Origin of the sequence: Spirosoma foliorum (assembly GCF_014117325.1) — a bacterium.
Classification (GTDB): Bacteria; Bacteroidota; Bacteroidia; order Cytophagales; family Spirosomataceae; genus Spirosoma; species Spirosoma foliorum.
Genome location: NZ_CP059732.1, coordinates 842,113 through 866,716, shown reverse-complemented (window position 1 = coordinate 866,716; position 24,604 = coordinate 842,113). Strand labels below are relative to the sequence as shown.

The window sequence follows — 24,604 nt, the reverse complement described above, 5'->3', positions numbered from 1 at the left end:
TTTTGTCAAAAGTGAGGCATTTGGCCAGATGGCAAAAGGACAAATATTACGAGTTAATTAGCTGCGTTAATTCATATTATAATGATAGATGTCTTGCCTATATGTTTTTTTTAACTGTTGTAAGGCCATTCTATAACGAGTTTTGACTGTACCCAACGGGATTTTTAACTCGTCGGCCACCTCTTGTAATTTATAATCCCGAAAATAAAGCAAGTCAACAATTTGACGATACTTTGGTTCTAAGTTAGCCGTAAGAGTTTGATATAGCATACCTCCTTTAAAAATGGGACTCGCCACACCATCTGACCGCTCATAAATATACGTTGCCGCTACTGCCCTAACTTTCTGAGCTCTCAAATCATCTAAAGCCAGATTCTTGGTAATATTTATCAACCAGGTAAATAGCCTCCCCTGGCTTTCGTCATAGCGTTGAATATTTGTCCAAACACGAATAAATGTGTCCTGAAGTAAATCTTCAGCTCGATCTCGGTCTTTTACCATTCGTAAAAGCACACCAAACATGGCTGGACTATAGGAGTCGTATAACGATTTATAAGCACTTGGGAGTTTAGCCTGAAGATCCCGGACAAGATTAAGTTCAGTTTGTGGAGTAGACGTCATTAAGAAGGGAGGCAAGATTGTTGTATAGTTACGTAACTTAGCCCTTTCCAGATTGTTACTATTTTTGACCATAATAATTTTCTGATAATTAAGAATTTACACACCAATCGGTAAGCCTGATTTAGCACGTATGTGAGAGAGACAGCCATAAATGTGGTATAACTCTCAACGACAATGAAAACCTTAGCTAACCTTTTCGAACATTTTGATCACCTGGATACCAGCATAAATAAGTGGCTTGTAGCCAACAGTATTCTACTATTACGGATCTGTATGGGCTTGGTCTTTCTGGGCTTCGGCTTCCTTAAGTTCTTTCCCGGAATAAGCCCCATTGAAGATTTAGCCACCCGGACAACTACTAGTCTAACTATGGGTATTTTTTCAGGGCATCGGGCAATGGACTTTGTAGCTGGCCTAGAATGTATTATCGGGGTGTGCTTTTTAAGTGGCCGATTTCTACGAGTTGGGGTTTGGCTAATGGCCTTTCAAATGGTTGGTGCCATGTCGCCTTTACTCCTCTTTCCTGGTGAATTGTTTCCTGGCCCCACGTATGCCCCAACGCTAGCAGCTCAGTATATTCTTAAAGATATTATCCTGATTGCTGCCGGAATGGTCATAGCCTCTACCTGGACAGGTGCCCGGATCGTAGCCGAACCTCGGAGTTTGCGCAGCACATTACGCTCAAAAGTAGCAGGCGTTGTTAGGCATCGACGCAGCACATTAGCTTCGAGCTAAAAACTACGGCAGATATAATAGCATTTAACGGTGGCTACTGGCTAGGATTTTTACCCGTTGCCAGAGTATCTCTTTTTCCAGCTGATCAGACTTTTTCAGAACAAATTTCTGGTAAAGGCTCATGTAAATAAGATCCATTTTGGGAATAATAAGATCCCATTCTCCGGTAAATATGGCTTTAATCCACAAGTAGTCAACTATAAAGGGAAAAGCTAGAAACCAGACCAGATAAAACCGAACTTTTTTAACTGTTTGCATAGATGATACTATTTGCCATTAGTCCAACTCGCATACGAACTTCATAACCGTAAGATGCCTCTAAGGTAATCATTGTAATCGGCTCCATAAATACCTTTGTATTAGGATCTACCAGGCAGGTAATGCCGTGGTTTTCTCGGATGGCCAGGGAGATGGCCAGGCCTATCCGTTCGGCCTCATCAAAGGCAGCATCTTCCTGCTCCTCTTGGCCCATTTCGCCCCGGCAAATCACGTAATAGGTGGAGTCGAACCAGGCCAGCACATTATCCGCTCCATTATCCTCCAGCGCGTACTTTGGCCGTAAGGCAAACACTGCCGGGTAAATGTCCTCGGAGCTGCTCCTGGCCAGGAGTCGATCCATTTTATCGCCACCCGATTGGTGCACCGTATTAACGCCCTCAACGCTGGCCGCTATCGGCTCGAAAAACTCATAAAATAGCTTGGTGCAGCTCATTGATTTGCCTCCTCTCGTTTACGTTCGTTTGCTGCTTTAATGTCCTTTTTGTTCTCCTCCAGGAATAAAAGAACATCGTGCAAATTGGCCTCTTTAGCCTGCTGCATGGTGCCAAAAATCCCTTTTTCGGCCAGAATGTGCTGGTTCTTGAGCCACCCCTGGCCAGGGTATTCCTCTGGATCTCCGCCCTCCCCATCAAAGAGCTCGTACCTGGCCAGCACTTTCTGCATGTTCCCCGCAAAATAGAGGAGCACCAACTGCTTTTGGCTCAACTCCATACCGGCCAGCTTCTTGGCCATTTCCCTGGCCATAAACTCATTATAGGGCTCTCGTTTGTCGCCGTTCCAATTGGGCTCCAGCCAATACTCGCCCGTTCGCTCTGGTCGGCAGATGGTGGCCACTAACAGATCTAAGTGAGTGTCTCCGGGCACGAGTTGTTTGATCCACACTAGGAAATGTATGTAAGCATCGGAGAGCTCGCCAAAGCTCATGGTAAGAAAATCCTCCTCCGGCAGTAATAGGCTCCACTCCTTATACTGGAGCAATGGAAAGGGTTTCTCCGTAGAGAGCTCCTTACTCATCCACCGGACTTGGTGGATGAGTTCGTGGAGTACAATGGCATTGGCTTCTTTCACTTTTTTGCGGATACCTGGCCCGAAATGTTTACGCATTAACGCCCTCCATTGCTTGCCGCCCATATCCAGCAGGATCTGGAGCATGTGGTGGAATTTTTCGGGTGTATCGGGTGTAAAGTACACCAGTTGGAGAAGTCTTGGCAGGTGCTCCGGTTTAACCTCTTTCCAGTTTTCGGGTAGTTCTTTGGCCTGGCCGTTAAAGTTGATCTCTTGCATTAGTTGCGTAGCTTTTCTTTGAACCACTGGTAAAAACTAGAATATTGAGTCGTAGCCAGATAATCAAATGAGTTTTTGCCCCAAACGATCCGAACCGGGAGCCAATAAATAATGGCCGTACTAAACTCCAGAGTCAGGAGTATGAGCTGTAAGATTATGTAAATAGCGTATCTCATTCGATTACTGTTTGAGAGAAAGTAAATAGGGTGTAATCCAGTTGGCAATCAGTTTTATCTCCGACTTTTTGCGCCTATTCCGGTAGCAGCCGCCAACGGTGCCACGGCCTCCAGTGGTATTGAATCCGATTAGGTAAACCTCCTCTTCGTCCATATCCCACTCCTCCACGGCCAGCCCTTCAATGTGCGACACGTACAAACTAACGGCATCCATTCGGCGCGGTTTGATGCCTTTGCGCTGGTTGCCCCGTTGGTTTCGTCGATAGATGATTTTTTTCGGATCGGCAAAGTAACTGGCCACCATCCCCACCGCCTTTACCGGCAGCTTTACCCCGTTGATTCGATGCGCGAAATAAAAGCCACTGGCACAATACAGGGAGCGCTCCGGTAGGCCATTGGACAGATTAATTTTGCTGATCCATTCGGCATCATTGTGATCGGTGAGCTCTTTTAGGCCTAAAAACGTGGCCGCTGAGTCATAGATGGCCTGCCGTAGTTTCGTCTCATCTAACGTAATCGGTTTGGCTGGATAGGTGGCCAGCACGATAGCCTTTTTAGGCTGCTTCTTTAGGGTTTGACTCCATGCGTGAGAGCAGAGTGTAACACAAACAAGGCAATAAAGGAAAGCGTTAGTAGACATCGCTGATAGGGTGTTAAATCCTCAAAAAACTCGGTGAAAAAATCCTTACGGGAACGTATAAACGGCAGCATGTAAAAAGCAACGAAAGGCACCATAATCAAGAGTTTGAGCAATCCCACCGGCAGATCCCAAAACTCCACCCATTTCTCAAAAAAGAACTTTTGGATAGATGTTTCGTCGTAAGCGCTCATCTGCTGCTCAATTGGCAGCACCTTGTTTGCCTCTTTGATGTGCTCCCCGGTACTGTTGAAATAGTGATTTGCTACCCAGATGGCCAGCAGTAAGAGCGAGATCTGCACGACGGCCCCTAAACGGTGTTTCAGCAATGAGGCCACGGCTTTCACGGCTTTACTTTCCTGCTGGTGTTCTTCGGGCTCCTCCACGGCCAGGCCTAACTCCCTGGCCAGTTGGTTGGCTTGTTTGTCGGCATCCAGCGCCCACTGCACATACATCCGTTTGTTGGCCTCATCCTCCTCTTTGGCCGCTGTTAAGCGGAATCCAGCAGCATCCTCCCGCAAATGGTTGTATTCTTCCAGCTTTCTGGCCTGCTCTTGCTCTGCCGCTACTTGCAGCTTTAGCTCCAGTTCATTCTCCTGCTCCTGGAGCGCTTCTTTTTGCGCTTGGAGCTGTTGGGCCAGTTCTTCCAGAGTGAGCGCTGGAGGAACTGGCTCAATAACGTGCAATAAGGGTTGAGCCTGATTGAGTGGATGCACTACGCCACCTACCTGGTTGGCTGTTGTTGTCGCTTTGTTTTGCGTTTTCATGCTACAGAATTATTAAAGACTCGTTTGTAAAATCGTCGGTTTGTTGGGTGCCCACTTTAGCCAGTTGGGCCTGGTAAAAGGCTGGAAACAGGCTGGCCGTGGCCGTGGCCTGGAGGTATTCGGTGAGATCGGCCAGGAACTGCTGGCCATCCTGGTAGAGCTGCCGTTTTTGAGTGCCCTTATTGTTATCGCTCGGAGCCACCTGCTCCAGTGTGCCATCCTTCGAGCGGCTTTCTGTGATGCCGGTAATGTCCAGGGTAAGGGGCAAATACGGGTAGGCCTCAAAGAGTGCCATATGAGCCACCGCTGGCCGAATGAAGTCCAGCAGCATCTGCTCCTCTGCACTCCAGGTGGCTGCTGGATCGCGCCACTTTACTTTAAGGGCTACATAATCGGCATCGGTCAGGATTGGCCGAATGTAGTTTTGTTCGGCTCTACGGATGTACGTAAGGAGCTGCTCAAAGAGTCGGTTTTTACGGCCTAATGTGGGCACCTGTTCGGATAATTCCCCGGCAGAGCGGATAAACACCTGCTGGCGTTTGGCGTAAGCCGTGGAGCTCGTCCAGGCCGCTGGTTTAATGGATTCCATTGCACTCCAGAAGTTCTCCAGAGCCAGATCCAACATGGCCAGATTTGCCTCCTTTGAGTCCACGTATTCCCATTTGGAAATGGCCACCGCGTTCTGGCCGTTGACCTTTTGCAGCCCTAACTCCCCGGCCTTAAATTTCATGTGGGGAAATGCCAGCTCGTAACATTTCCAGCTCATGCAGGAATGAGCCAGGTAAAGTAAATCGGCCTCATCACTGCCAGCCTCTGGAGTCGTAATTTCCTGGAGGTATTCCATGAGTGGCACCCCCACCAGCTCGGTAAACCAACGCTCGGCAAAGTTGGCAAATGGCTCCAGGGTTTTAAAGTTGATGGAGGCCTGGATGCCGCCCAATTGGCTCTTAATAATCTCAGCGGTTAGCATTATGCGGAATGGTTTACAACGGCCTGTTTGCCGGTTGGATTCTTGTCCAGGGTGGTGAGTTGTACCTCCTTGAATACGGGAATGATATTGGTGTAATTCATGGCTCGGAGGGCCATCTGGATTGGCTCCAGCAAAATCTGCCGCTGGACGGGTGTTCTGAAATGCTGCTGATAATCGGCCACCGTTCTTACCTGGCTCCCAGAGTCGCCACTTTTTGAGCCTGGCGTAACGCCACCCAGAACCGGCAGGATGCCCACGGCATTGGTGATGGAAACCCCGGCCATTTCCCAAACTTTCGCATAGGCATCGTCGGACATTTCGTTTTTCAAGGGCACCACATCAATGCTTTCCAGCGCTTTGCCATCGTCACCACGTAGGTATCTAACCAGGAGCGATTTATTGACATTGTCCACGCCTGAGAGCCACTGTTTGAGGTTCTCACCAAAGGTGGCCCACTTCTGGCGGATCTTGTCGGGTGGTAGATCCTTGCCCCCTTCCTGGTCGAAATAGTCTTTGGGCATCTTAATCAGATACTTAATGTTGTATCCGTTTTTGAGCCCTGATTTGTGAAAGAGCGGTATCAGGTTGGCCACTTCGATCCAGTCGCGGGAACACCACCAGGAGGGAAACGCATAAAATGGATTGCCACTAATGTGCTCCCTGGAGTGGAAAAGACTTACTATGCTGGCCTTTGGATCTTTGCGGTTAAATGCCGGTATGGAGTCGCTTTTGCCCACTAACCCCCGGCCCTCGCCAAAGAATGGATTTTGCAGGTAGTTAACCACTTTCCCGTTTTTGGGCAGGCCTATCCGCGTGGTAAAACTGTCGGAAATGGAGAGCAGTGGCATCCCATCCACGGTAAACTCAAAGCGGGTAAAATGATTGGCATTTGTTACCCGTTCATTGATAGCCGCAATGATGTAATTGGTTAGCTCCGTTTCATACACCCAATCCTCCAGCCTGGCATCCGTAAAGGGCTCCAGCCGCATGGTTTTGCCTTCAAAGATCCGCTCAAAGAAGCCGATGCCAGAGCCGTAAATCATATCTCTGGTGGCCTCCAGGAGTGGCCTGATCTGGTTGTTATTCTGCACCAGTTTGGCCATCTGATTGGGCTGGTTGTCCGCATCTCCCCAGGGTATCCAGTCCCGCCCACCGCTTTGGGAAAGCATCGACCGGGAGCCATACACCTGATCCCGGCCATCGACTAGCTGGAGCAATGAGCCGTTTTTTTCGCTCGGTATCAATACCGCATTGTCACTAATCCACTCCATAGCGTTTAATAAGTGTGCACCACTCGCTGGCCGTTGTACTCCAGAATCAGATCAATGCAGATCTCGAATGGCTGATTTTTGTTGTCTAGGTTCTCCAGCAGGAGCACGTGGTTTAAATTGATGTTGCCCCGGTAGCCTTGAGCACCTGGCAAGTTTTTGGAGCACTTTCGGACTCTGGCCTTATAGCCTACCGTACTATCTTTTTTGGCGTATTTGAGAGAGAAAATATGGCTCTTTCCACCCTCCAGGGTATCCTGGTGGATTTCGGCAAACATGGCCCTCCTGGTAATGGTTTTGGTGTTACTTGCCATTTAACGCAATGCGTTTAACGGCCACGGCCACCGACACATTTACCCGATAATTACGGCCATCCATGAGGGTAATAAAGCTCTCATCGGCTGGCCGTTGTACGCTTTGCTCTACGTCCATGACGAACTCAGGATTAATGTGGATCTCTCGTACTGGCCCATCTGAATTAGTGATAAATTTGACTAGTTGCATCTGTGGTGGTTGCTTAACTCTTGGCCAAAGTTGCACCGGCCAGGTAGCTCCAGAAAGGACGGTTTAGTTAGGGTAAAATGCCCTTTATTTTGCCTGCTATGTAGAGTCCTACGGCCACCCGCATAGCCCAAATTTCCAGCCTGGCCAGGTTAGTCTTAAGTGTCTGCTCTCCTAGCTTTTGCTTTGTATTGGTCAAGTCGGCAGATAGATTGCCGTTTGCTTTCGTAAGGCTGGCCACATCTCCAGTGAGCTGCTTAATGGTGGTTTCCTGTTTGCTGAGTTGAGCCACGTAAACCACCTCTCTTTTTATAGCCCAATCGCCTTTAATCAGATCCAGCTCCACCTGCCTGGCATTACGGATAAAATCCACGGCCACGGCCAGGCTATCACTTTGCTTTGTACCGTTTGTTGATTGAGCGCATAGCCTCCAGCTCTGAGTGGTTAGCAGCAGAATCCAGAGCAGCCTTTTCCCGTAATCGGTTGTTTTCATGTTGGAGCGAGTTAATTTGTGTTTCCTTGAGATTAATCACCTTGCTCCATTTGATGGAGTCTAAAACGGTTTGAGCGCTGGCCTTTTCCTGGAGTAAAATAGTGCGCTCATCCTGGCAGGCCTTGAGCTCTCCCTGGCCAGAGAAATGGCCGATTAACCAGGTTACAACAATGGAGAGCAGGATGGCCGCAACCTCCCAGGCAAAGCGTTTGTAATTGCCTTTGAAAATTCCCAGATAGCTTTTATAATGTTCATAGTCCAAAGCTGGCACCGGATCAGGCCACCCAAAAGGACAGGTTCGCCTGCCCCATAAAAAAGCCACGGCTGGCTGGCCGTGGCTGGTGGTAAATAATGCAAGCAGCATTAACTTTATATATCTATACCGAAATCACAATGGAGATAACAACTATTTTCAAAACATACATAATTATACTATTGTCGATAGGTCTATTTGCCTGCCAAAGAAACAATGAGCCCAATCCTGAGCTTAGCCCTTTTACTGTGACGGCTAAACCAATACTTGGTGTTGCAGACCTTAAGCCAACACAATTTGTCTATGATATTCAGTTGACCTGGACAAAAGCGAAAGCAACCATCGGAGATTCGATTACCTATTCTGTAGTTTATAAAGATACTTTGGCAAAAAACCTGACTGACACGACGTTAATCATACCTAATGTCGGCAATAATTCTACCGTATCGGGTATAGTCATAGCTAAATCAAGTCAAGGGCTCAGCGCATCTGCTCAATTTAGTATTACAGTTGGCACTGCACCTAAATTCAGAATAAAATCATGGAGTGTAGAATCGTCTACTTTTAGATATTATACGCTTACCAAATATCACTATGATAGCCTTGGGCGCTTAGATTATTTTATAACGGCTGATGCTAAACAATGCTGTACAATATATAAGGCAACCCAAAGAACTGTTTTAAAATATAATCAAATTGGCCAGTTAATTAGTGTCGAGGGCTTACCTAATGGAGATAATACAGGCTTTTACGAGAATTACCTTACTACTTATGAATACGATGGGAGTGGAAATCTTACTTTGGCAAAAAATTATTCAACTCAATACCAACAGCCTCCACAAAAATTGGGCTCAATGATTCAATATGAGTACAATAATGAGAAGCTGCCGATTAAAGCAACTTATATATCTAGCTCTTCTAAGGAAATAGATACTTATACATATAAGAATGATAATCTTATTCAGATAGATCGGACTGATGGCCTAGGCAATAGTTATAGTTCAATCTTTTATCAATACGATAAGAATCCCAATCCATTTTATGGACTGATAAGATTTACTGAATATACTGACTTCTCTGTTACATTCAGCAAGAATACCCATGCTTTCCAGAATATTATCACCGATTCAAATGGTCTAATCGTCAAAAAAGTAAGCACGGGTAGTAATGACAGGACAGAGACGTTTGAATATGAGTCCTACTAGCTAAGCTTATTGTTTATTAACTCATCATTTTTTCTACCTTAATCTGCTCCAGCATATCCATTAAATCAATCTGGGTGCCTTTTTGAATGCCACCAGGTAGCTCCGTCAAACGTTTGCTGGTTCCTCTCACAGCTTTCTCTCTTATCGCATTTTCAATGAACGCCACTGGATTATCCAACTTTGAAAGTATTTGAATTACATCCACGGCCAGCTTTGAGTGGATCTTTTTACCCTCTTTTTTCTTTCGGCCAGAGTTTGCTGGCCTTATTTTTTTGGAGCCATCTGCATTGTATCCCTTTGGCATATAAAGAACTGGTTAAGCCTGGCCAGATCTGGCCAGGCTGGTGGTTAAAGTAGTGGCTCTAATGTGTCGGTGAGAATGGCAATTTGTTTGGAGACTCCGTACAAAATAAAGATCTCGTCCACATCCTGGCTTTTGTCTCTGGTCTTGTTAACCTGTTCCCCAAACTCCTTTAATTCTGCTGTGATTTGTTCTACTCGTTCCCGCGTAATCATTTTAGTATGACTTATTCCTGGCCATTTGTTGATGGCCAGGCTGGTGATTTATTCTATTCCGGCTCTTACTTTTTCCTTCTCTCCAAGCTCCAGAATTAGCGGGATCTTATCCGCTTTATAGCGCTCATTCAGATTCTGGACAACGTGCCACATGACCAACTCAAAGGCATCTGTGTAGCTAATGAAAGGCGCTTTTCGTATCAGACAACTGGCTACATAAAGCAGGTGGTAAGGCTTTGGCAGGATTCCTTTTTGCGCTCGGTCTACTACGTTTTTGCAGATCCGTGGAATGTTAATCTCCTGGCCTTTAAACTCGCATTTCCTCCGTAATGCAGAAATCATACTATCCTCGGCTGGCTCCAGCTTTTTGAGGCCTGGAGAGCTGAAATACCATTTTTCTCCATCGGGGAATGTGTTAACGTATTGCTCTAAAGTGATTGTGATTGTTTCCATTGTTTTGGTTGGGTTATCGACGGATTTTAGTAGAAATTTTGCCTCCTAATTGTGGGATGATGTTTGGCCTGTAAGTGTCGTCTGGGTTATCCAGGATCTCTCCAGAGATCTGGTTTAGGCGTTTGCAGTGGCTACAGTCGCAATTCTTTTTACTGTTTAATGGCAGATTGAAGCGAACTAGTAAAATGTCCTGTATTTCCTTATTGTCTTGGATTTGCTCTTCGGTAGGCGAGTCAACTAGCATTAAATGATGGCTACTTAAGGTGGATTAGAATGGCAAATCGTCGCTCCCTGCTTCACTAGTGAAGGAGCCAGCCGTGGCTGCTGCTGTAGTCGTTTGAGTGGCAGGAGCTGCCTGTGTTGCAGGAGCTGCTCCTGCCGCTGCTGCTGGCCGTTGGTCGTGTGGGGAGCTGCCTAATGAGATGTTATTTATTTCTATTTTGATGGTGCCATAGATTTTGCCATCCTTCTCATAAGTCCTTACCGATGGTTTGCCCTCCACCAGAATCTCACGGCCTTTAGTTAGCCAGTTGGCCACCTTAAAAAAACGCTCCTGATTTGATACGCAATCGTAAAACGTTACCCGCTCAACCTTTACGCCATCTCTGTTTTTGTATGTCTCATCAATGGCCAATGAAAAGGATAAAAATTGGTTGCCCTGGTGGTTGTGGATAACGGCATCTTTGCCAATACGGCCAATGGCCTGGATTTGATTTAATTTCACTCTGGTAACTGTTTAGATGGTTAATTGAGACTTTTCTAGTAGTTGAGCTCTTAGCTTTTCCAGCTCTTTTGCCTGGCTCTGGCAGAGCTCCACCGTGGCCAGTATGTGCTCTCTCATGGCTATGCCTTGAGCAGATGTAATGATGGCTTTCTGGAATCCGGCTTGTATGCAGCCGGTTAGCTTTCCGGTTGGCTGGAGTGCATTTGTGATGGCCTCCAGCGCTGGTGTTACCCTTGCTTTTGCCATCGGTTTAGGCCTCTATTAGTTGGCTTTCTACCTCTTTATATTCCGTTACGCTGCCCTCTGTAATGCCTTGAACTATTTGCAATACTTTCATTAGCATGTCCATATTTTGACAGTTGGCTAATTGCCTGGCTAGTGTTAGAATTACATCACGGCTGGCCAGGTAAAGCACCCGCTCCTCCGGTTTGAGATCGGCCAAAATTCGGCCCCGGCTTTTGTCTGCACCTTCTTGGAGTTTGCTCTTAATTGGCTGGCTGGCCAGTAGTAAAAGAGCAATCTCCTGGAGGAATGTGCTCACCGCTAATTTTTGTTTACTCGTGTCCATACGGATTAAATTTTGCTGGTTTGGCGAATTGATTTATTGAGTTGTCCATGAGCTTGAACATGGGATTGATAAGCAGGGAGATGAGCATAAAGCTGGCAATGACAATGGCCAGGCAGGCCGAAATGATTACGGCAGGAATTGCCAGTAGGGAACAGGTAAAAAGGATTTTGAACATGGATGTAATTGACTAAGGGTTAACTTTTTAGGCCTGCATCGACTAACTCATGGTCGATTTCTCCGAGTAATTGGCGGAGCTCTGGAGTGAGCTCATAGTTTTGGAGGTCTTTCCAGAATGCCACGGCTACCGACATTGGTAGACTCAGACCGTATTTTTTATTGTTGTCCCGTTCGCTCCAGGTTCTGATCTGAAGCCTAGTTAATTTGGCTCTCCATTCCAGTATCAGGATTTCCTCAAGTGTCCGGTTTACGGTGTCCGCTTTGCTGATATATCCAGGATCTGGGATAAACAAAATGAGCTGCCTAACCTGCTCCCGGTAGAGCTTAAGCGTGACTCTGTACATATTGATTTTAAGACATTTAGAGCTATTTGGCCTATTTGAGCCTGGTAAAAAAAAAGATCTCTTAACGCTGGCCATGTATCGGCTCTAGGTGGAGAATTTTACTTTTTCGGCCTTTTTTGGGGCATCTTTTAAGCAGTTGCTGCTTTTGCCCATTTTTTGAGTTGGGCGCTGGATGGCTTGGAGCTATTGATGGCCACTGGATTGAGAATTTCAACGCTCTTACAGTGTAAATAAAGCCCTCCCTTTGGCCCCTGGCTTAAATCAGCCTCAATTTTTATCGTGGCTCTACGGCCAAGTTCACCCCATTTAAAGCCCTTTTTTACCCGATACTTACAAAGGATCTCTGTTTTATCTGGGTTGTTAATTGCTGCCACCAGATCCGAGTGGATAGGCACCGAAAACTCTATGCGTAATCCATCCTCTGCATTTACCGCCCTGGCTGGATAACTCACCCAGGAATCAAAGGAAAATGTGCCTAATACAGAGCGATTTACGGGAATTGAGGCTGCTTTTTTACGGCTTTTTGCTGCTGGCTCTGGAGCTGTGGCTGCTGGAAAAAGTTCTACCTGCATGGCAATAAGTTAGGATTGTGAAACGTGGCTTAAGATTGATCCAACCGTAATAGGCTGGTTAGTTCGGCCATTGGAGGCCTGGCCTGGCCGTATTATTCTGGGTGGTGGTGAGAGTACCCCTTTTGGCTCTGGAAATTCATCCTGGCCGATGGTGCCTATCTTATTGTTTGGGCTGTAACATCGGTTATCATAGACCTCCACCAGCTTGAGTTTTTTAGTGCTAAACCAGTAGCTTATTTGTGGATTTCGTTCAAAATAGGCCGTTCCGTAAAACTCGTGGCTCGGCAGCTTGATAGGAGAAAAACCTGGCAATGTTCGGCTTTTTGATGCGTGTCTTATCTGCCAGTCAATTACGCCCAATTGAGAAAGTAGAGCCTCCAGAGTTTCCGCGTAACGGGTTGAAACATCGTTAAGGTTTGGAATCTGGTGTTTTGGTAGATAATATTTTAAGGTTGGATCTGCATTGACATTCAGGTGATAAACTGGATAGCATTCCTTTAGAAAATCGAACAGATCCGGCCACTTATAAGCGCGTTTAAGGAGTTCGGTGTGGAGTGCTCTGAGATCTGGAGCCAGGCCTGGAGGAAACATTTCCCGCTCCTCTGGCATATCGTAAGAATACCAGAGCCACGGCCTGCCATTTTTGGCTCTGTATTCGTCGGTCGTTTCGTGAAAGAATAGCCGAAACTTAAATAATGACTGTTCTAAATCGGGCTTAAGTGCTGATTTTGAGGACTTTTCGCGTTTCATGGAGGAATTGAGCTTTTTTTTTCTTTCTATAGTATTTAAAGCACTATCCAGCATCCAACGATTTAACGGTCTATAGATTTACCGTAAAACATTTCTTTAGAGTCTCTATAGAAAGCCCAGAGCTAAAAAAAAATAAACTTTGGACAATAGTCTAACAGTCAGCCCTTTAAGGCTATTTTTGAGAATATCTAAATGGATTTCTGCCAGGTGCACCAGGCAACAGATTAGTACTATAACGGTTTGGGATATACGTTAAACGTTTGAAAAGAGAGAGTTTAATGGCCTGGATCATAGCCAGGCCGTTAACACCATACTCAATTCCTAAACTTTTAACCTCATGGCCCTATGCCATTGCGGAACTTGATGGATTCGAACCACCACCACTGGCCCCAAATGCCAGATACTACCCTTATACTAAAGTTCCGTATTCTATTTGTGGCTTTTTTGATGGCCACAAAGTGCGTGATGAGAGCCAAACTCACGGCTACAAATCGGGCACTTAAACGTTTTAACAGTGGGTAGCTCCTGGCTAATTTGTTGGCCGCTTAACTGCTTAACCAACCACTCCAGAACTGGCTCTTTTGCCATACTGGCCTTAACTATGATGGCTTGGAGAGCTACCCTCTGTTTATGTTCGTTCCCTATATCGGAGAGCCCACTTTGCAGCTTACTCTCCATTTCTGCCAGTGCCGCAACTCGTGACACTAGGCAGCTAGTTTTAAATGTCTGAAATAGACGGGGCTATATTCCCGGCTACGCAAAAGCACGTACTGGACGCGTGCCTTTTTAATAAGATCCAACAGTGGCACTTTAAGCGCGTTATTAGTCTCCACGACTTTAAGCAAGGCATCTAAATGATTCTTTGCTTTCTCGTATTCGTGGCCTAATTCGTCAATAGACAGAGCCTCAATTTGCTCCCGGCTTAGATAGTATTGTTGAAACATGTTAAAGGTTGACTAGGAATTGATATAAAAAATTATTCTACTTCTTTCAATTCTGGTAACTCTGGCCAGGTTAGCGAATCAAAATTTTCCTGACTCCACCACGGCATAAAACGAACCATGCAAGTACGAACCCAAGAAGGAAGATTTACAAGCGTAACTTTCTCATTCTTAAGTATTGAGCGTTCAAAATATTTAAATAATTCTAGCCTCATTAATTCAGCTCTAAAATTATTCCAGCGCGCTCTATCATAAGTTTCAAGAAAATTATAATGTACATCAATACGCTCGTTCATAAGATATTTTAACCGTTCACAAACTTTTCTTTGCTTTCCTTAGTAGTTGTTACAAAATTTGTTACATATTTTGTAACAATTCCCGTTTAGTATGATGCAAATATAAAGCTGACTTTTAATCTAATGCAAGTAAGATTATAATTTAGTTTTAAAATTGTTTTAACATATTCACTTAAATTACTGAAAAACAATGCCTTATCAGTTTAAAGAAAGGATTGAAACCCTATTAAAAGAGGGTCGGCACTCGAAAAAATCTCTATACGACACTTTGGAAATGACTGCTCCAGGGTTTGAGTATATGCTAAAGCACAATACGCTATCAGCTAAACGAGTGGAGCAGATTGCTGCTTTTTTTCAGATGAGTGTAGCCGAACTTACAGAGAGCCAGCAGGAGCCTAAGCTAGTAGAACCTGCATCTTTTGGCGCTCAAGTAGCAGATAGAATATTATTAGAGTTTGAGAAGCTGAGAGAGCAGCTTGCTATAAAGGATAAACAACTGGAGGCAGCAGACAGGGAGCTGGAGGCAGCAATGGAAATCTCAAAAGGTTTACAGCGTACTATTGACGCTCTTATTAGTCGGCCAGGTATAGCGTCAGGCTCAAATTTTCTTAACGGTGTACCCTCTGAGGGTCGAGTTGTTCCTATGTATCCTAAAAATGAAAAAGCCGTTGCTTAGGCTTTTTTTTTAGGGCAATGGGTGCAATTTGGGGTACACCAGCTACTTTTGCGGTAGTAAAGACCTAATAGACAAGGATTTAATTGCGTGCCTCATAATCCCTACGAGTGCACTGGATAGTTTAATTCTAGCCCCTTAAGCCCACCAAAAGTGGGCTTTTTGCGTTTCTACGCCCTATTTCTCTCTCTGTCAATTTCCTGCAACGGTGTAACTTTTGGGGTGTACCTAATTTCTGTCAAAAATTCACAAACGAATAAGTACTGATTAATAGAGAATTTAAAAAAATATTAATTCCAGGTTAATGACGTGTTAAAAAATGACAGAAATCAACATGATAAAACTCATGTATTTTGATATTAATATAGTCGCATTGGTTACATAATTTCGCGACTTTTTTAATAACCAATACCTAAAATTATGTATCACAAAAAATGCGCGTTCTTTCCATTAAACGCAACGGCCGCAAAAGCCAAAGTGTAAAAGCTACCATCTATTGTCGAATCAAAATAGATGGCATTCCGGCTAATGATTTCTCCACATTCATTAAAGTTGAATCCTCGGAATGGGACTCTGACAAACAGCGAATCAAAGGTAAAAGCCTAAGGGTCAATGATGACAACTTAAAATTATCTCAAATTCAGTCAGATATAACCAGGCTATTCCTTCAATTCGAGTCTGTAAATGAACCCGTTAGCGCTCAACATTTAGCGGATCTTTACACCAACAAACAGAAACCCACCTATATATTTTTGGAACTGGTGGATTTATTTGAGCAACATTTAGAAGCTACCTATAAAACAAAGGAACAAAGCGCAACTACCAAACCCGGATAGACAACATTAAGCTGTTTCTGGAGGAAAAGAAATGGAAAAAACTGGCTGCTGACCGTTTTACGCTCGGATCTGCCGACGAATTTGTCAGATGGGCAAGAAAGCGCGGTCTGGATAATAATTAACGTGAATAATGGGGTTATGCTACTGATGAACAGAGGCTTATATGGAAAAAGGGCGAGAAATTGTGGATGTTTGTGGTGTCGAGTCACTAACCTACAATTTTCGTCCTATGCTGCCCCAAGCTACAAAAGATAAGCTCGTTGAGCTATTCGTTGCCATTGATGATTTTTGTTTAGCCCTTCAAGCTTGGCAGACCAGCCGCCAACTCGGACAAGAATCGCTGGACAAACCCGCTAGCGAGCTAAGTCACAGCGAGCAAATGACCATCTTAGTGTTTTATCATTACTCGGGCTACAAATGGTTCGGCGGGGCCGCCCTTTAGGTTTGTCTTGTGGTAAGATTCCAAGATTTGGTAGCTTGCCAACTAGTGAACAGGGTGGGCTACCCTATGGGGCCGCAGAGTTCCAGCTCTAGGCACGGAACGGTCCGCCGTCGCGGTCAGGACCCACCCTGTTTTACTTGCTTGAAGGCTCAAATGGAAATTCGGGCAACTAGGCCCATTAGCAAGGGTTTGAGTACCAAAGCAAGGACTTAATAACCACCCTAAATTACGATCTCGCATGGACATTCGCTACTTCATCGGTGTTGACGTTTCAAAAGCTACACTTGACTGGGCCGTTTTTGATGGCAAAACTACGGTCTTGCAACTTCAATCGGCTAACTCACCAGCAGCGATCAGAACGACAGTGAAAGTAAGTAAGGCCTTGCCTTACTTTACAAGTGCGGAATCGGTCTGCTGCCTCGAACATACAGGGATTTATTGTGCTCATCTTTTGTCTTCCCTTTACAAACTGAAGCTACCGATTTGGCTGGAAAGCAGTCTTCAAATTAAGAAGGCAGGGGGCCTTCAGCGCGGTAAGAGCGACACCATTGATGCAGTCCGCATTGCCGAGTATGCCTTCCGTTTTCGAGATAAAATGGGCCTGTGGCAGCCGCCACGGCCCATTTTGCAAAAACTGGCAACACTGAGTGCCCTCCGTCAACGACATCTTCGAGTTCGCCAGCACCTTCAACAACCTATTGCCGAACAGCAGGGCTTCGTGGAAAAGTCACGCCAAAAGCAACTGGCCAAAAACTGCCAGGCCTCCTTAAAAGCTATCAATGCCGATTTGGCCAGTGCCGAAAAACAAATCAATACGCTTATTCAGCGCGATGAGCGCTTGAAAGAGCTTTTCGGCTGGATCACCTCTGTTCCTGGTGTGGGTGATGCCCTTGCGGCTGAAGTACTGGTAGCTACTAACGAATTCAAGGCCATCAACGATCCCAAAAAATTGGCCTCTCACGCTGGAGTGGCGCCCTTTGAATACCGGTCGGGTAGTAGTGTGCGTGGCAAAACGCGTGTCAGCCAACATGCTCGTTTACGCTTGAAATCCGTCTTCCATTTGGGTGCCATGTCGGTTATCCAGATGAAAGGTGAGCTACGTGATTATTATCGACGGAAAGTAGGCGATGGTAAGAACAAAATGTTAGTTCTGAACGCGGTTCGCAACAAACTCCTACATCGTGTCTGCTCGGTGATTCACCGCCAGCAGAAATATGATAAAAACTATGCGCCAACGCTTGCATAACCCATGGAAATCCGTGCGGTATTAATACCGCCAAGTGGTACAAACCGAACTTCATTCGTACTTCCCACGCCTGATCAGCTATGAGCGATTTGTGATCACCATCACCAAGGTGCTACCAGGCCTATTTTTGTTCCTTCAGTACCGCTGTCGTAAAAGCCAGTTTACCAGTACTTATTTTGTGGACAGTAAAAAACTGCCTGTCTGTGACAATCGTCGTATTCATTTCCATCGTGTCTTTGCTGACATCGTAAGTTTTTTGTTAACGCCAGGTAATGTGGCTGACAACAATCATCAGGTTCTACATTATTTACTGGATCATTTAAAAGGACATTGCATTGGCGACAAAGGCTATCTAAGTGCGCTCTTTGAACACTTTTATGAGCGGGGGTTACACCTAATTACTAAAGTACGTGCGAAGATGAAAACCAGCTTATGCCCTTGGAGCACAAAATCAAACTGCGCAAACGAGCGTTAATTGAATCAGTCAATGATTTATTGATGACTCTTTTTGACATTGATCCTACGCGCCATCGGAATCCCTACAATGCTATTGCCCACATCCTTTCGGGCTTGATTGCCTATTGTTTTTACCCGAACAAGCCATCGGTCTTCATTCCCAGAACAGGTGGATATTTAACAACGTAGCCCATTATTCACGTTATTCTATGCTGATTTTACTCTTTTCCAGTCGAAAGTAATGGCTTTTTTAGGCCAGTTGGAGCCGTATTGTGTTCAACTCGAAAGCTTGCTAGCGTTGCGTTTTGCTATTGTCAATAAGGACGGTTTAGTCGCAGTCTAAATTAGCTTGTGCATAGCTTTCGCGGCATGACCATTTTGCTAGTTGGCTCCCAAGTGGCTTCAGCGGGTTCGTTGTTTGCCAGCATGATTCGGAGCGATCAAGGTAGTATTGTGATTGGAGTGGAGATCAGCGGGGCACTATGGACACACTAGCCCTATTCCGGTTACTTATCAGGCGACTCTATAAACAAACGAGCATTTAATTCAAATTAGCTAGGTAATACTTCTCCAGATGAGTATAAAACGTCAACAGCACAACCAGTTTCTCCCAATAAGCGCATAGAAACCAGTGCATGGCGATTGGATTGGATTCCTCGATTTGCTCAAATGTGTCAACCATATGGCTATCCAGAAATGGGCGGGCCCTTTTAATTACAAATTTCAGCCCCAAATAAATACCTCTCAGCTCTGAGCGGCAGAATTCGTGCCCCCACCGACGGGGTAAGATACCAGGCAAGACGACTTCCGTTGCGATCAACGTTTTGATGTATTCTTCCAGTAGATAGATGTTTTTTGACTGCAACATTGCAATTCTATTCACCGAGAAACACACTGCCAAAATCCTGCCAATATGCAATATACTCGCTGAAGCCTTTGATGATCTGTCCTTTAGGGAACCGTTGAAACGGCTTTTTTAGAAATGGAAAGCCTCATAGGTAGATTAATTCAACACAAGTTCCGTCAGGTATATCCTACCTGACGAGTCAGGCAAGTTCCTGGTCGTAAACCTGATGATGCGCTGGTCTAAAGAAGACCTGTTCCGATCTCCACAGATGCCTATTAGCGGTGGAATATATAGACAAATTACCCTCTAATTGATTAATAACCCCTTTGATTCGCCTTCTTCCAATGGAAAGACGAGCTCCATTCTGCATAATCAGATGGGCTACGATGGAGGAAATCACAACACAGCTATGAATGTGCTGAGGATTAACCAGGTTGGCTTTGTGAATGCGCACAAACTGAGGCCACCGCTCACTATACCATTTTAGAGTCCTGCTTGATAAAACCGACTTCCCGTTGAGCAAATAAACCATGCAGTAATTAACGTCACCAATTAAGTAAAGGACCTGGTCTGGCTTAAATTTGTGCTGTACTTGAGCAGCTGCGAATCGCTTTCGCTTCATGAAAGGTACACTGGTTATAAGCAGTTTATTGCTAGTCAATTTTATTTCTTCTCAGGAATAAATCTAGTGAAGTAGCTAGCTGAAAAAAGCCAGGCAAACTACCGCCTTTTCCCCTTTCCCCTAAATGCCATTCGGACTGATCTTTACCTTGATTGTTTTGTTTTTTATTACTCATCCTCACAGGCCTATCTGTTACTCCTTTTGCAAAACTATAAACAGGTGGACAACAAGACAGCCGAACTACATAAACGACCTGTTTTTTACCATGAATAACTTACCAGGACCGTCTAACGACTGATTTGCTCACTACATTATTGGGTTGGCGTTTCAAACAAACCTTTAAAAAACACCTTAGGGAGGATTTTTAATCTTACTCTACCGTAACCAGGAACCGCATATTATTTTATTCATCAAGCTAAAAACACCAGTCTCAAAAAGAATACCCTAACTCAAAAAAAGCTAAAGATGAAGGAAGGGGCACTGTTTATGTATATGAATGTACCGCAACGGTGAACGGTCTGTTACTCTAATGGGCACATAGCTTGGCACCAAAGGGAACCTGCCCTTATTGAGCAGGTTAGACGATCTCACTTAACCAGGCACCAGTACACCTTGATTGGGACTACTGACCTTAATGGTCGCATTTTGGAGCCGAGATCAGCCTTTTACAGGCGAGAACAATGTACGGTTTTTTAATCAATCGATCCGGAAGGCCGTTCTGTTGTCGCTATCGGAAGTGGGATTTACTAGCTATCTGACCGGGCCGCCATTGCGGCCGAAGCGGCAATTTATCGCCGTCAATCGGTTCGTCTATTTTCATTCCACAACGTACAATGGCTAGTCAGACAGAATTTGTTTCATGGAAGTAGGCTGTAGTCGTTACAGCTGAAGTAGATCGGCATTCTGCTCAAATACTTTTGCTTTGTATTGGGCCAACAAGAGCCGAAATTTTGTTAGATCAGGCGAGCTTGATATGGGACTGGCTTCATCCCTACCCAATTGATGCTGATCAGATACCACTTTGCCATGATTTTTTGTTTTTTTTCCGCTCATCCTCACCTACCTGTCAATTACTTATTTACGAAACTAGTAATAGATAGGTACTTCAGTTCGTAATAGACATAAACGACCCGTTTTTTGCTATGAACGACTTACTATAGGCTAATCGCTAGTCAAATCAGCATGAGCTGGTTTATCAAAAAAAACTTTTACCGTAATTCCTTTTTTGGGAATACCCTCTATAACGAGTTTGCCATTTTGCTTGATAAGCAACTCTCTACTTATTTTAAGCCCTAAACCCGTCCCACTTTCTGCTTGCGTTCCTGGGCGAACCTGAGGCTTCGTAAAGGCAAGATTGATCATGTCTTCAGTCATACCAATACCCGTATCCCGAATTTGAAGTTCAATGGTATTGACATGCTCAATGGCTAACAAACGGATGTAGCCGCTCACGGGTGTAAATTTGATAGCATTATCCATCAAATTCCGTAGCACAACTCCCAACTGCTGAGGATCAGCCATAATAAGACAATGTCCTTCAACCTGATTAATAATCGTAATCTGTTTTTGATTCGTTCGGTCGGAGAAATAACTACTCACTTGAGCGAGATGATCAGTTAGATTGACAACCTGTAAATTGGTCTGGAAGCCTTTAAACTGAACATAGGCCCAGTCAAGTAGAGTCATTAATAAAGCTAGAATATTATCTGTTTTCTGTTCAAGGCCAGTCAAAGAAGACATGACTGGTTTCTGACCTAACTGGGCAGCTAGTTGAAGTTGATGAATTTCCTGCTTTAGTTGCACTAGTGGGTTGCGTAGATCATGCCCAATGATAGAAAATAATTGATCTTTTGTTTTATTCAGGTTCGTTAACTGCTCATTCTGTGTTTTTATTTCATCCTGCTGTTGACTTAACAGTTGTTGGGATTTTTTCAATTTATAGAAGTTGATGTACATAAAACCAGCGAATAGCAATAGCAGGAAAGAAACAGCTATATATAATGTTCGTTGACTTTGCGTCAGACTCAGTTGCAATTGTATCGTGTTCTTGGTCTGTTGTTGTAAGGTCAAATCCTTTTTGAGATTTGCGATTTGGTTTTGTTGGCGCTCCACGTCAAACTGAGCTTGAATCTGGGCAATCGCTTTTTGCTTTTCTAAACCGTTCAAACTATCGCTCAGGAGCTGGGCCTCCTGGAAGGCTTGCAAAGCTTGGTCAGCGTGCCCAAGTCTCTGCTGCAACTTAACTTTAACCAGCAAAGCCTGATGGAGATAATGAGCCGATTGAATAGCCTTAAAAATCGTAATTGACTGTTCCAGAAAAGATAAAGCCCTTGATAGGTTATTGAGGGAACCGTAGCTTTGGGCTAGTTCCAAATAGATATACCCAATGAACTCCTTAGCACCAATCCGCTTTTGAATCGATAAAGCCTGTTCATAATAGGCGATTGCCGCTTTGTAGTGATGCTGGTTACGTTTGATCTCGCCAATATTACGCAATGTCTCAGCAGTACTATGATCGAGCTTAAGCTCCTGACTGATTGCCAAGGTTTTTTTTAGATAGAATTCCGCTTGGCTTAATTCTTGATGAGTAACATAGTATTCACCCAAATTACCGGATGCTGCCAAAATGGATTTTTTATTTCGGCTATTGGTAGCAAACTGATAAGCCTTTTTATAATACAGTAAAGCGAGTGAGTCATTCTGAAAATGCTGATGGATTAAGGCTAATTCACTATACAAGGTAACGACGAGTCCGGCTCGTCGCTCAGGATGTTTTTCGAGATCATTATCAAGTGCTAATCCAATACGAAGAGCTTGCTGATAATTGCCTTGAATTCGATAGGCTTGGGTCATTCTAGCCTGGACTTCAAGGCGAATACTGTCAAATGGATAGGCGCGGCTGATTTGATCCGCCTGCCGCAGGATGGCTAACCCTTTACTGGCCTCTCCCGTGGCGACATAAGTCGTGGCCAGTGCATTATACGCTTTGGTGAGTATGCGCTTATTAGGAAGCTTTTTGCTCAGGAAGATCGCCTGATGAAGATAATACCAACTTGAATCCAAATTGATCTGGATATAATTTCGTCCAAGGTCAATTAAGTTGAGTGCTCGCATAGAGTCAGATTGGGGCTTTTGCAAGCTATCTTTTAGCTGACTAATGGCTAACGATTGCGCGTAAGCCGTTTCCCAACTCGTAACCGAGAGCCAAATTGAAAAGCCTATAGTGAGTAGAAAGCGTATTGATCCAGACACAACAAAGCGGTAAATGAAAAAGATGTAAAGTATACTGTCGTTGATTAACCTGCTACAAAAAGAAACAGGCCTGTATGCGAATGATAAGCGTATCAAGTATGGATTTATGCGGAGTTTTCTTCACCTGCGTCAAACAAGGATAATAAGCCCTCCAAGCGAGGGCGAAATGATCTGCCAATTGGGATTTTTGTGTGGCCAAGCCAAATCGTGTGTCGGTCGTAGCTGGTGATTTTATTGACATTGATAAGGTAAGATTTGTGCACCCGAATAAACATGCGGGAAGGAAGTTGGTCACTCAGAGAAGCAAGCCGTTCATTAATTAGATACACTTGGTTGTCCGCATACACTTTAGTATAAATACCCGAGGCTTCTACGTAATCAATTGCTTGGAAAGCAAATCGTTGAGCCCTTCGTCCCATTTTCAGGAAAATCGCGTCAATCTCATCCATATTAACCTGGCTCTGCGATTGAAATGCCCTCGTTAATGCCAGGTGTAAACGGTCTAGCGGAAATGGTTTTAATAAATAATCAGCTGCTTTACCAATCTCATAGCTTTCCAAAGCATAATCCGGATAAGCGCTGGTAATAATAACAGGCGGTAAGTCAATGCCCTCTTTAAGAAGCGTTAAACCGAGTTGACCATTCAGGTTAATATCTAGAAAAATCAGATCAATCTCCTGAGAAGTTATAACCTGGACAGCCGCTTCAATCGTCGGTGTAATGCCAACCAGATTAAAAAAAGGAAACTTGCTCAGTAACCCTTTTAAATAAAGCGCGTCTGATTCGGTATCGTCAATAATCAAATATTGTTTTATCTCCATATGCGAAATCAATTGAAATCGAATACCTGTTACCAAAAGAGTATGAGCTTAATTCAAGAACAATGCAGGTTGAGCCTGTACACAGCATGAGATCTGTCCCTAGAGCCGACCATTTAATCGACATAAAGGTTCCATTCTACTGTTTACTAAGTAGTATTAACTTGTTCATGGCGAATATCGGGGGGCTGGCTTCGTCTGTCCATACTCAGTGGAAGCCCCTACAACCCTGATCAGGTGAAAATGATGGGCCAGTAGCATTCGGATGATAAGCCCCAGCATATCAGCCAATGCGACTTCCTTTAAAATGTCTGGATATAATTCCCTTAGGTATCAGTTGATTTGCTGTCAGGCTCACGAAACGCCCGAATTATAGATACCCCTTCGTCTTAATTGGGAGCGTATTGTGAGATTTGCAGGTTAAAAGGTATCAAGCTTTTCAAATACGCCCCCCGTTAAGTGATGTCTTGATTGTCATCTATTATTTCCTCCCCAACACTTGGTTCAGTAATCGCTCTAACTGATTCATTTTTGCTTGCTGTTGTTGACTGATTGTCTCCTGTCTACTAGCCTTTTTTTTCCAGTTCAATACTATATAAGGTCAACTTTTCAATCTTCACCAGTAGCGTAGTATTCATTTTCACCAGATCAACGCCATCTTTGACAACCTGTTCTGCCGAGGGTACACCCGGCAAGTGCTGGTTAGCATCAATGTACTTCTTTATCTCCGTAAGTGGCTTCAGATGATAGCCCGGCGCAAACACTTTATCGCTCCAAGCAATTCGGAGTTGATAGCGGGCTTTCACGACAGAGCCCAACAACAGCGGTAATATGCAGGGCTATCAGTTACTAGAACAGATTGATAATAGGAACAAGGGACCA

35 protein-coding genes, 1 tRNA gene and 1 pseudogene are annotated in these 24,604 nt (G+C 44.6%); 8 read left to right on the top strand and 29 right to left on the bottom strand.

Annotated features, from left to right (window positions below):
* Positions 1–66 precede the first annotated feature (66 nt).
* On the bottom strand, positions 67–693 hold the full coding sequence (locus tag H3H32_RS03685; RefSeq protein ID WP_182461326.1) for an RNA polymerase sigma factor: 627 nt from the start codon (positions 691–693) through the stop codon (positions 67–69).
* 102 nt (positions 694–795) lie between these two features.
* Between H3H32_RS03685 and H3H32_RS03680 the strand changes: the two genes are divergently transcribed.
* On the top strand, positions 796–1,356 hold the full coding sequence (locus H3H32_RS03680) for a DoxX family membrane protein (protein ID WP_182461325.1): 561 nt from the start codon (positions 796–798) through the stop codon (positions 1,354–1,356).
* A gap of 244 nt (positions 1,357–1,600) precedes the next feature.
* On the opposite strand, the gene H3H32_RS03675 is transcribed toward H3H32_RS03680, so the two are convergent.
* From H3H32_RS03675 to H3H32_RS03625, 11 genes are all read right to left on the bottom strand, one after another.
* Positions 1,601–2,068 carry a hypothetical protein gene (locus tag H3H32_RS03675; RefSeq protein WP_182461324.1) on the bottom strand — a complete coding sequence of 156 codons (468 nt, stop codon included), beginning with the start codon at positions 2,066–2,068 and terminating at the stop codon, positions 1,601–1,603.
* Entirely contained in the window at positions 2,065–2,919 is an 855-nt protein-coding gene (locus tag H3H32_RS03670; protein ID WP_182461323.1) for a hypothetical protein, read from the bottom strand. The genes H3H32_RS03675 and H3H32_RS03670 overlap by 4 nt, the downstream gene beginning before the upstream one ends.
* On the bottom strand, positions 2,919–3,095 hold the full coding sequence (locus H3H32_RS03665) for a hypothetical protein (protein WP_182461322.1): 177 nt from the start codon (positions 3,093–3,095) through the stop codon (positions 2,919–2,921). Before H3H32_RS03665 ends, H3H32_RS03670 begins: the two co-directional genes overlap by 1 nt.
* 4 nt (positions 3,096–3,099) lie before the next feature.
* A complete protein-coding gene (locus H3H32_RS03660) occupies positions 3,100–3,639 on the bottom strand; it encodes a hypothetical protein (protein ID WP_182461321.1) in 540 nt (179 codons plus the stop codon).
* Between the two features lie 23 nt (positions 3,640–3,662).
* Positions 3,663–4,499, bottom strand: coding sequence for a hypothetical protein (locus H3H32_RS03655; RefSeq protein ID WP_182461320.1), 837 nt, complete (start codon positions 4,497–4,499; stop codon positions 3,663–3,665).
* A gap of 1 nt (position 4,500) precedes the next feature.
* Positions 4,501–5,469, bottom strand: coding sequence for a DUF6712 family protein (locus tag H3H32_RS03650; protein ID WP_182461319.1), 969 nt, complete (start codon positions 5,467–5,469; stop codon positions 4,501–4,503).
* Positions 5,469–6,740, bottom strand: a complete 1,272-nt coding sequence (locus H3H32_RS03645; RefSeq protein WP_182461318.1) for a hypothetical protein — start codon at positions 6,738–6,740, stop codon at positions 5,469–5,471. Before H3H32_RS03645 ends, H3H32_RS03650 begins: the two co-directional genes overlap by 1 nt.
* Before the next feature lie 5 nt (positions 6,741–6,745).
* Positions 6,746–7,051, bottom strand: coding sequence for a hypothetical protein (locus tag H3H32_RS03640; RefSeq protein WP_182461317.1), 306 nt, complete (start codon positions 7,049–7,051; stop codon positions 6,746–6,748).
* Positions 7,041–7,241, bottom strand: coding sequence for a hypothetical protein (locus H3H32_RS03635; RefSeq protein WP_182461316.1), 201 nt, complete (start codon positions 7,239–7,241; stop codon positions 7,041–7,043). Before H3H32_RS03635 ends, H3H32_RS03640 begins: the two co-directional genes overlap by 11 nt.
* 67 nt (positions 7,242–7,308) lie before the next feature.
* A complete protein-coding gene (locus H3H32_RS03630) occupies positions 7,309–7,611 on the bottom strand; it encodes a hypothetical protein (protein ID WP_182461315.1) in 303 nt (100 codons plus the stop codon).
* A 16-nt stretch (positions 7,612–7,627) separates the two neighbouring features.
* The gene (locus tag H3H32_RS03625; RefSeq protein WP_182461314.1) at positions 7,628–8,095 is read right to left on the bottom strand and encodes a hypothetical protein; all 468 of its coding nucleotides are present in this window, start codon (positions 8,093–8,095) and stop codon (positions 7,628–7,630) included.
* Here H3H32_RS03625 and H3H32_RS03620 point away from each other — a divergent pair.
* On the top strand, positions 8,083–9,189 hold the full coding sequence (locus H3H32_RS03620) for a hypothetical protein (RefSeq protein ID WP_182461313.1): 1,107 nt from the start codon (positions 8,083–8,085) through the stop codon (positions 9,187–9,189). The two genes, H3H32_RS03625 and H3H32_RS03620, sit on opposite strands and share 13 nt — an antisense overlap.
* 16 nt (positions 9,190–9,205) lie before the next feature.
* Here H3H32_RS03620 and H3H32_RS03615 read toward each other — a convergent pair whose 3' ends face one another.
* From H3H32_RS03615 to H3H32_RS03560, 12 genes are all read right to left on the bottom strand, one after another.
* On the bottom strand, positions 9,206–9,493 hold the full coding sequence (locus H3H32_RS03615) for a hypothetical protein (RefSeq protein ID WP_182461312.1): 288 nt from the start codon (positions 9,491–9,493) through the stop codon (positions 9,206–9,208).
* Positions 9,494–9,753: 260 nt separating this feature from the next.
* Positions 9,754–10,158 carry a hypothetical protein gene (locus tag H3H32_RS03610; RefSeq protein WP_182461311.1) on the bottom strand — a complete coding sequence of 135 codons (405 nt, stop codon included), beginning with the start codon at positions 10,156–10,158 and terminating at the stop codon, positions 9,754–9,756.
* Positions 10,159–10,426: 268 nt separating this feature from the next.
* Complete coding sequence (locus H3H32_RS03605; RefSeq protein WP_182461310.1) at positions 10,427–10,882, bottom strand: single-stranded DNA-binding protein; 456 nt, start codon at positions 10,880–10,882, stop codon at positions 10,427–10,429.
* A 12-nt stretch (positions 10,883–10,894) separates the two neighbouring features.
* Positions 10,895–11,128, bottom strand: a complete 234-nt coding sequence (locus H3H32_RS03600) for a hypothetical protein (protein WP_182461309.1) — start codon at positions 11,126–11,128, stop codon at positions 10,895–10,897.
* 4 nt (positions 11,129–11,132) lie between these two features.
* Entirely contained in the window at positions 11,133–11,450 is a 318-nt protein-coding gene (locus tag H3H32_RS03595; protein WP_182461308.1) for a hypothetical protein, read from the bottom strand.
* Positions 11,437–11,625, bottom strand: a complete 189-nt coding sequence (locus H3H32_RS03590; protein WP_182461307.1) for a hypothetical protein — start codon at positions 11,623–11,625, stop codon at positions 11,437–11,439. Before H3H32_RS03590 ends, H3H32_RS03595 begins: the two co-directional genes overlap by 14 nt.
* A 19-nt stretch (positions 11,626–11,644) precedes the next feature.
* Positions 11,645–11,971: a hypothetical protein gene (locus H3H32_RS03585; protein ID WP_182461306.1), complete on the bottom strand. Its 327-nt coding sequence runs from the start codon at positions 11,969–11,971 to the stop codon at positions 11,645–11,647.
* Between the two features lie 128 nt (positions 11,972–12,099).
* Positions 12,100–12,543, bottom strand: a complete 444-nt coding sequence (locus tag H3H32_RS03580) for a hypothetical protein (protein ID WP_182461305.1) — start codon at positions 12,541–12,543, stop codon at positions 12,100–12,102.
* Positions 12,544–12,552: 9 nt separating this feature from the next.
* A complete protein-coding gene (locus H3H32_RS03575; RefSeq protein WP_182461304.1) occupies positions 12,553–13,293 on the bottom strand; it encodes a hypothetical protein in 741 nt (246 codons plus the stop codon).
* A gap of 354 nt (positions 13,294–13,647) precedes the next feature.
* Positions 13,648–13,717 (bottom strand) — tRNA-Gln (locus H3H32_RS03570).
* A 280-nt stretch (positions 13,718–13,997) separates the two neighbouring features.
* The gene (locus H3H32_RS03565; RefSeq protein WP_182461303.1) at positions 13,998–14,237 is read right to left on the bottom strand and encodes a hypothetical protein; all 240 of its coding nucleotides are present in this window, start codon (positions 14,235–14,237) and stop codon (positions 13,998–14,000) included.
* 32 nt (positions 14,238–14,269) lie between these two features.
* Complete coding sequence (locus H3H32_RS03560; RefSeq protein ID WP_182461302.1) at positions 14,270–14,530, bottom strand: hypothetical protein; 261 nt, start codon at positions 14,528–14,530, stop codon at positions 14,270–14,272.
* 190 nt (positions 14,531–14,720) lie between these two features.
* Here H3H32_RS03560 and H3H32_RS03555 point away from each other — a divergent pair, with 190 nt between their 5' ends.
* From H3H32_RS03555 to H3H32_RS37760, 6 genes and pseudogenes are all read left to right on the top strand, one after another.
* A complete protein-coding gene (locus tag H3H32_RS03555) occupies positions 14,721–15,206 on the top strand; it encodes a hypothetical protein (RefSeq protein ID WP_182461301.1) in 486 nt (161 codons plus the stop codon).
* Positions 15,207–15,637: 431 nt separating this feature from the next.
* Positions 15,638–16,039: an Arm DNA-binding domain-containing protein gene (locus tag H3H32_RS03550; protein WP_182461300.1), complete on the top strand. Its 402-nt coding sequence runs from the start codon at positions 15,638–15,640 to the stop codon at positions 16,037–16,039.
* A 163-nt stretch (positions 16,040–16,202) separates the two neighbouring features.
* Positions 16,203–16,481 (top strand): hypothetical protein, encoded by a 279-nt coding sequence (locus H3H32_RS03545; RefSeq protein ID WP_182461299.1) that lies wholly within the window; start codon positions 16,203–16,205, stop codon positions 16,479–16,481.
* Positions 16,482–16,719: 238 nt separating this feature from the next.
* The gene (locus H3H32_RS03540; protein WP_182461298.1) at positions 16,720–17,727 is read left to right on the top strand and encodes a transposase; all 1,008 of its coding nucleotides are present in this window, start codon (positions 16,720–16,722) and stop codon (positions 17,725–17,727) included.
* 163 nt (positions 17,728–17,890) lie between these two features.
* A pseudogene (locus tag H3H32_RS38120) lies at positions 17,891–18,372 on the top strand (transposase); the annotation flags it as partial.
* A 180-nt stretch (positions 18,373–18,552) separates the two neighbouring features.
* On the top strand, positions 18,553–18,678 hold the full coding sequence (locus H3H32_RS37760) for a hypothetical protein (protein WP_256432969.1): 126 nt from the start codon (positions 18,553–18,555) through the stop codon (positions 18,676–18,678).
* A gap of 46 nt (positions 18,679–18,724) precedes the next feature.
* Here the strand turns inward: H3H32_RS37760 and H3H32_RS03525 are convergent, their stop codons facing one another.
* The 5 genes from H3H32_RS03525 to H3H32_RS03505 form a co-directional block, all read right to left on the bottom strand.
* Positions 18,725–19,051: a hypothetical protein gene (locus tag H3H32_RS03525; RefSeq protein WP_182461296.1), complete on the bottom strand. Its 327-nt coding sequence runs from the start codon at positions 19,049–19,051 to the stop codon at positions 18,725–18,727.
* A gap of 178 nt (positions 19,052–19,229) precedes the next feature.
* Positions 19,230–19,652 carry a LytR/AlgR family response regulator transcription factor gene (locus H3H32_RS03520; protein WP_182461295.1) on the bottom strand — a complete coding sequence of 141 codons (423 nt, stop codon included), beginning with the start codon at positions 19,650–19,652 and terminating at the stop codon, positions 19,230–19,232.
* A gap of 1,161 nt (positions 19,653–20,813) precedes the next feature.
* Positions 20,814–22,904, bottom strand: a complete 2,091-nt coding sequence (locus tag H3H32_RS03515) for an ATP-binding protein (RefSeq protein ID WP_182461294.1) — start codon at positions 22,902–22,904, stop codon at positions 20,814–20,816.
* Positions 22,905–23,008: 104 nt separating this feature from the next.
* A complete protein-coding gene (locus tag H3H32_RS03510) occupies positions 23,009–23,707 on the bottom strand; it encodes a LytR/AlgR family response regulator transcription factor (protein ID WP_182461293.1) in 699 nt (232 codons plus the stop codon).
* A gap of 581 nt (positions 23,708–24,288) precedes the next feature.
* The gene (locus H3H32_RS03505; protein ID WP_182461292.1) at positions 24,289–24,528 is read right to left on the bottom strand and encodes a hypothetical protein; all 240 of its coding nucleotides are present in this window, start codon (positions 24,526–24,528) and stop codon (positions 24,289–24,291) included.
* Positions 24,529–24,604: the final 76 nt, after the last annotated feature.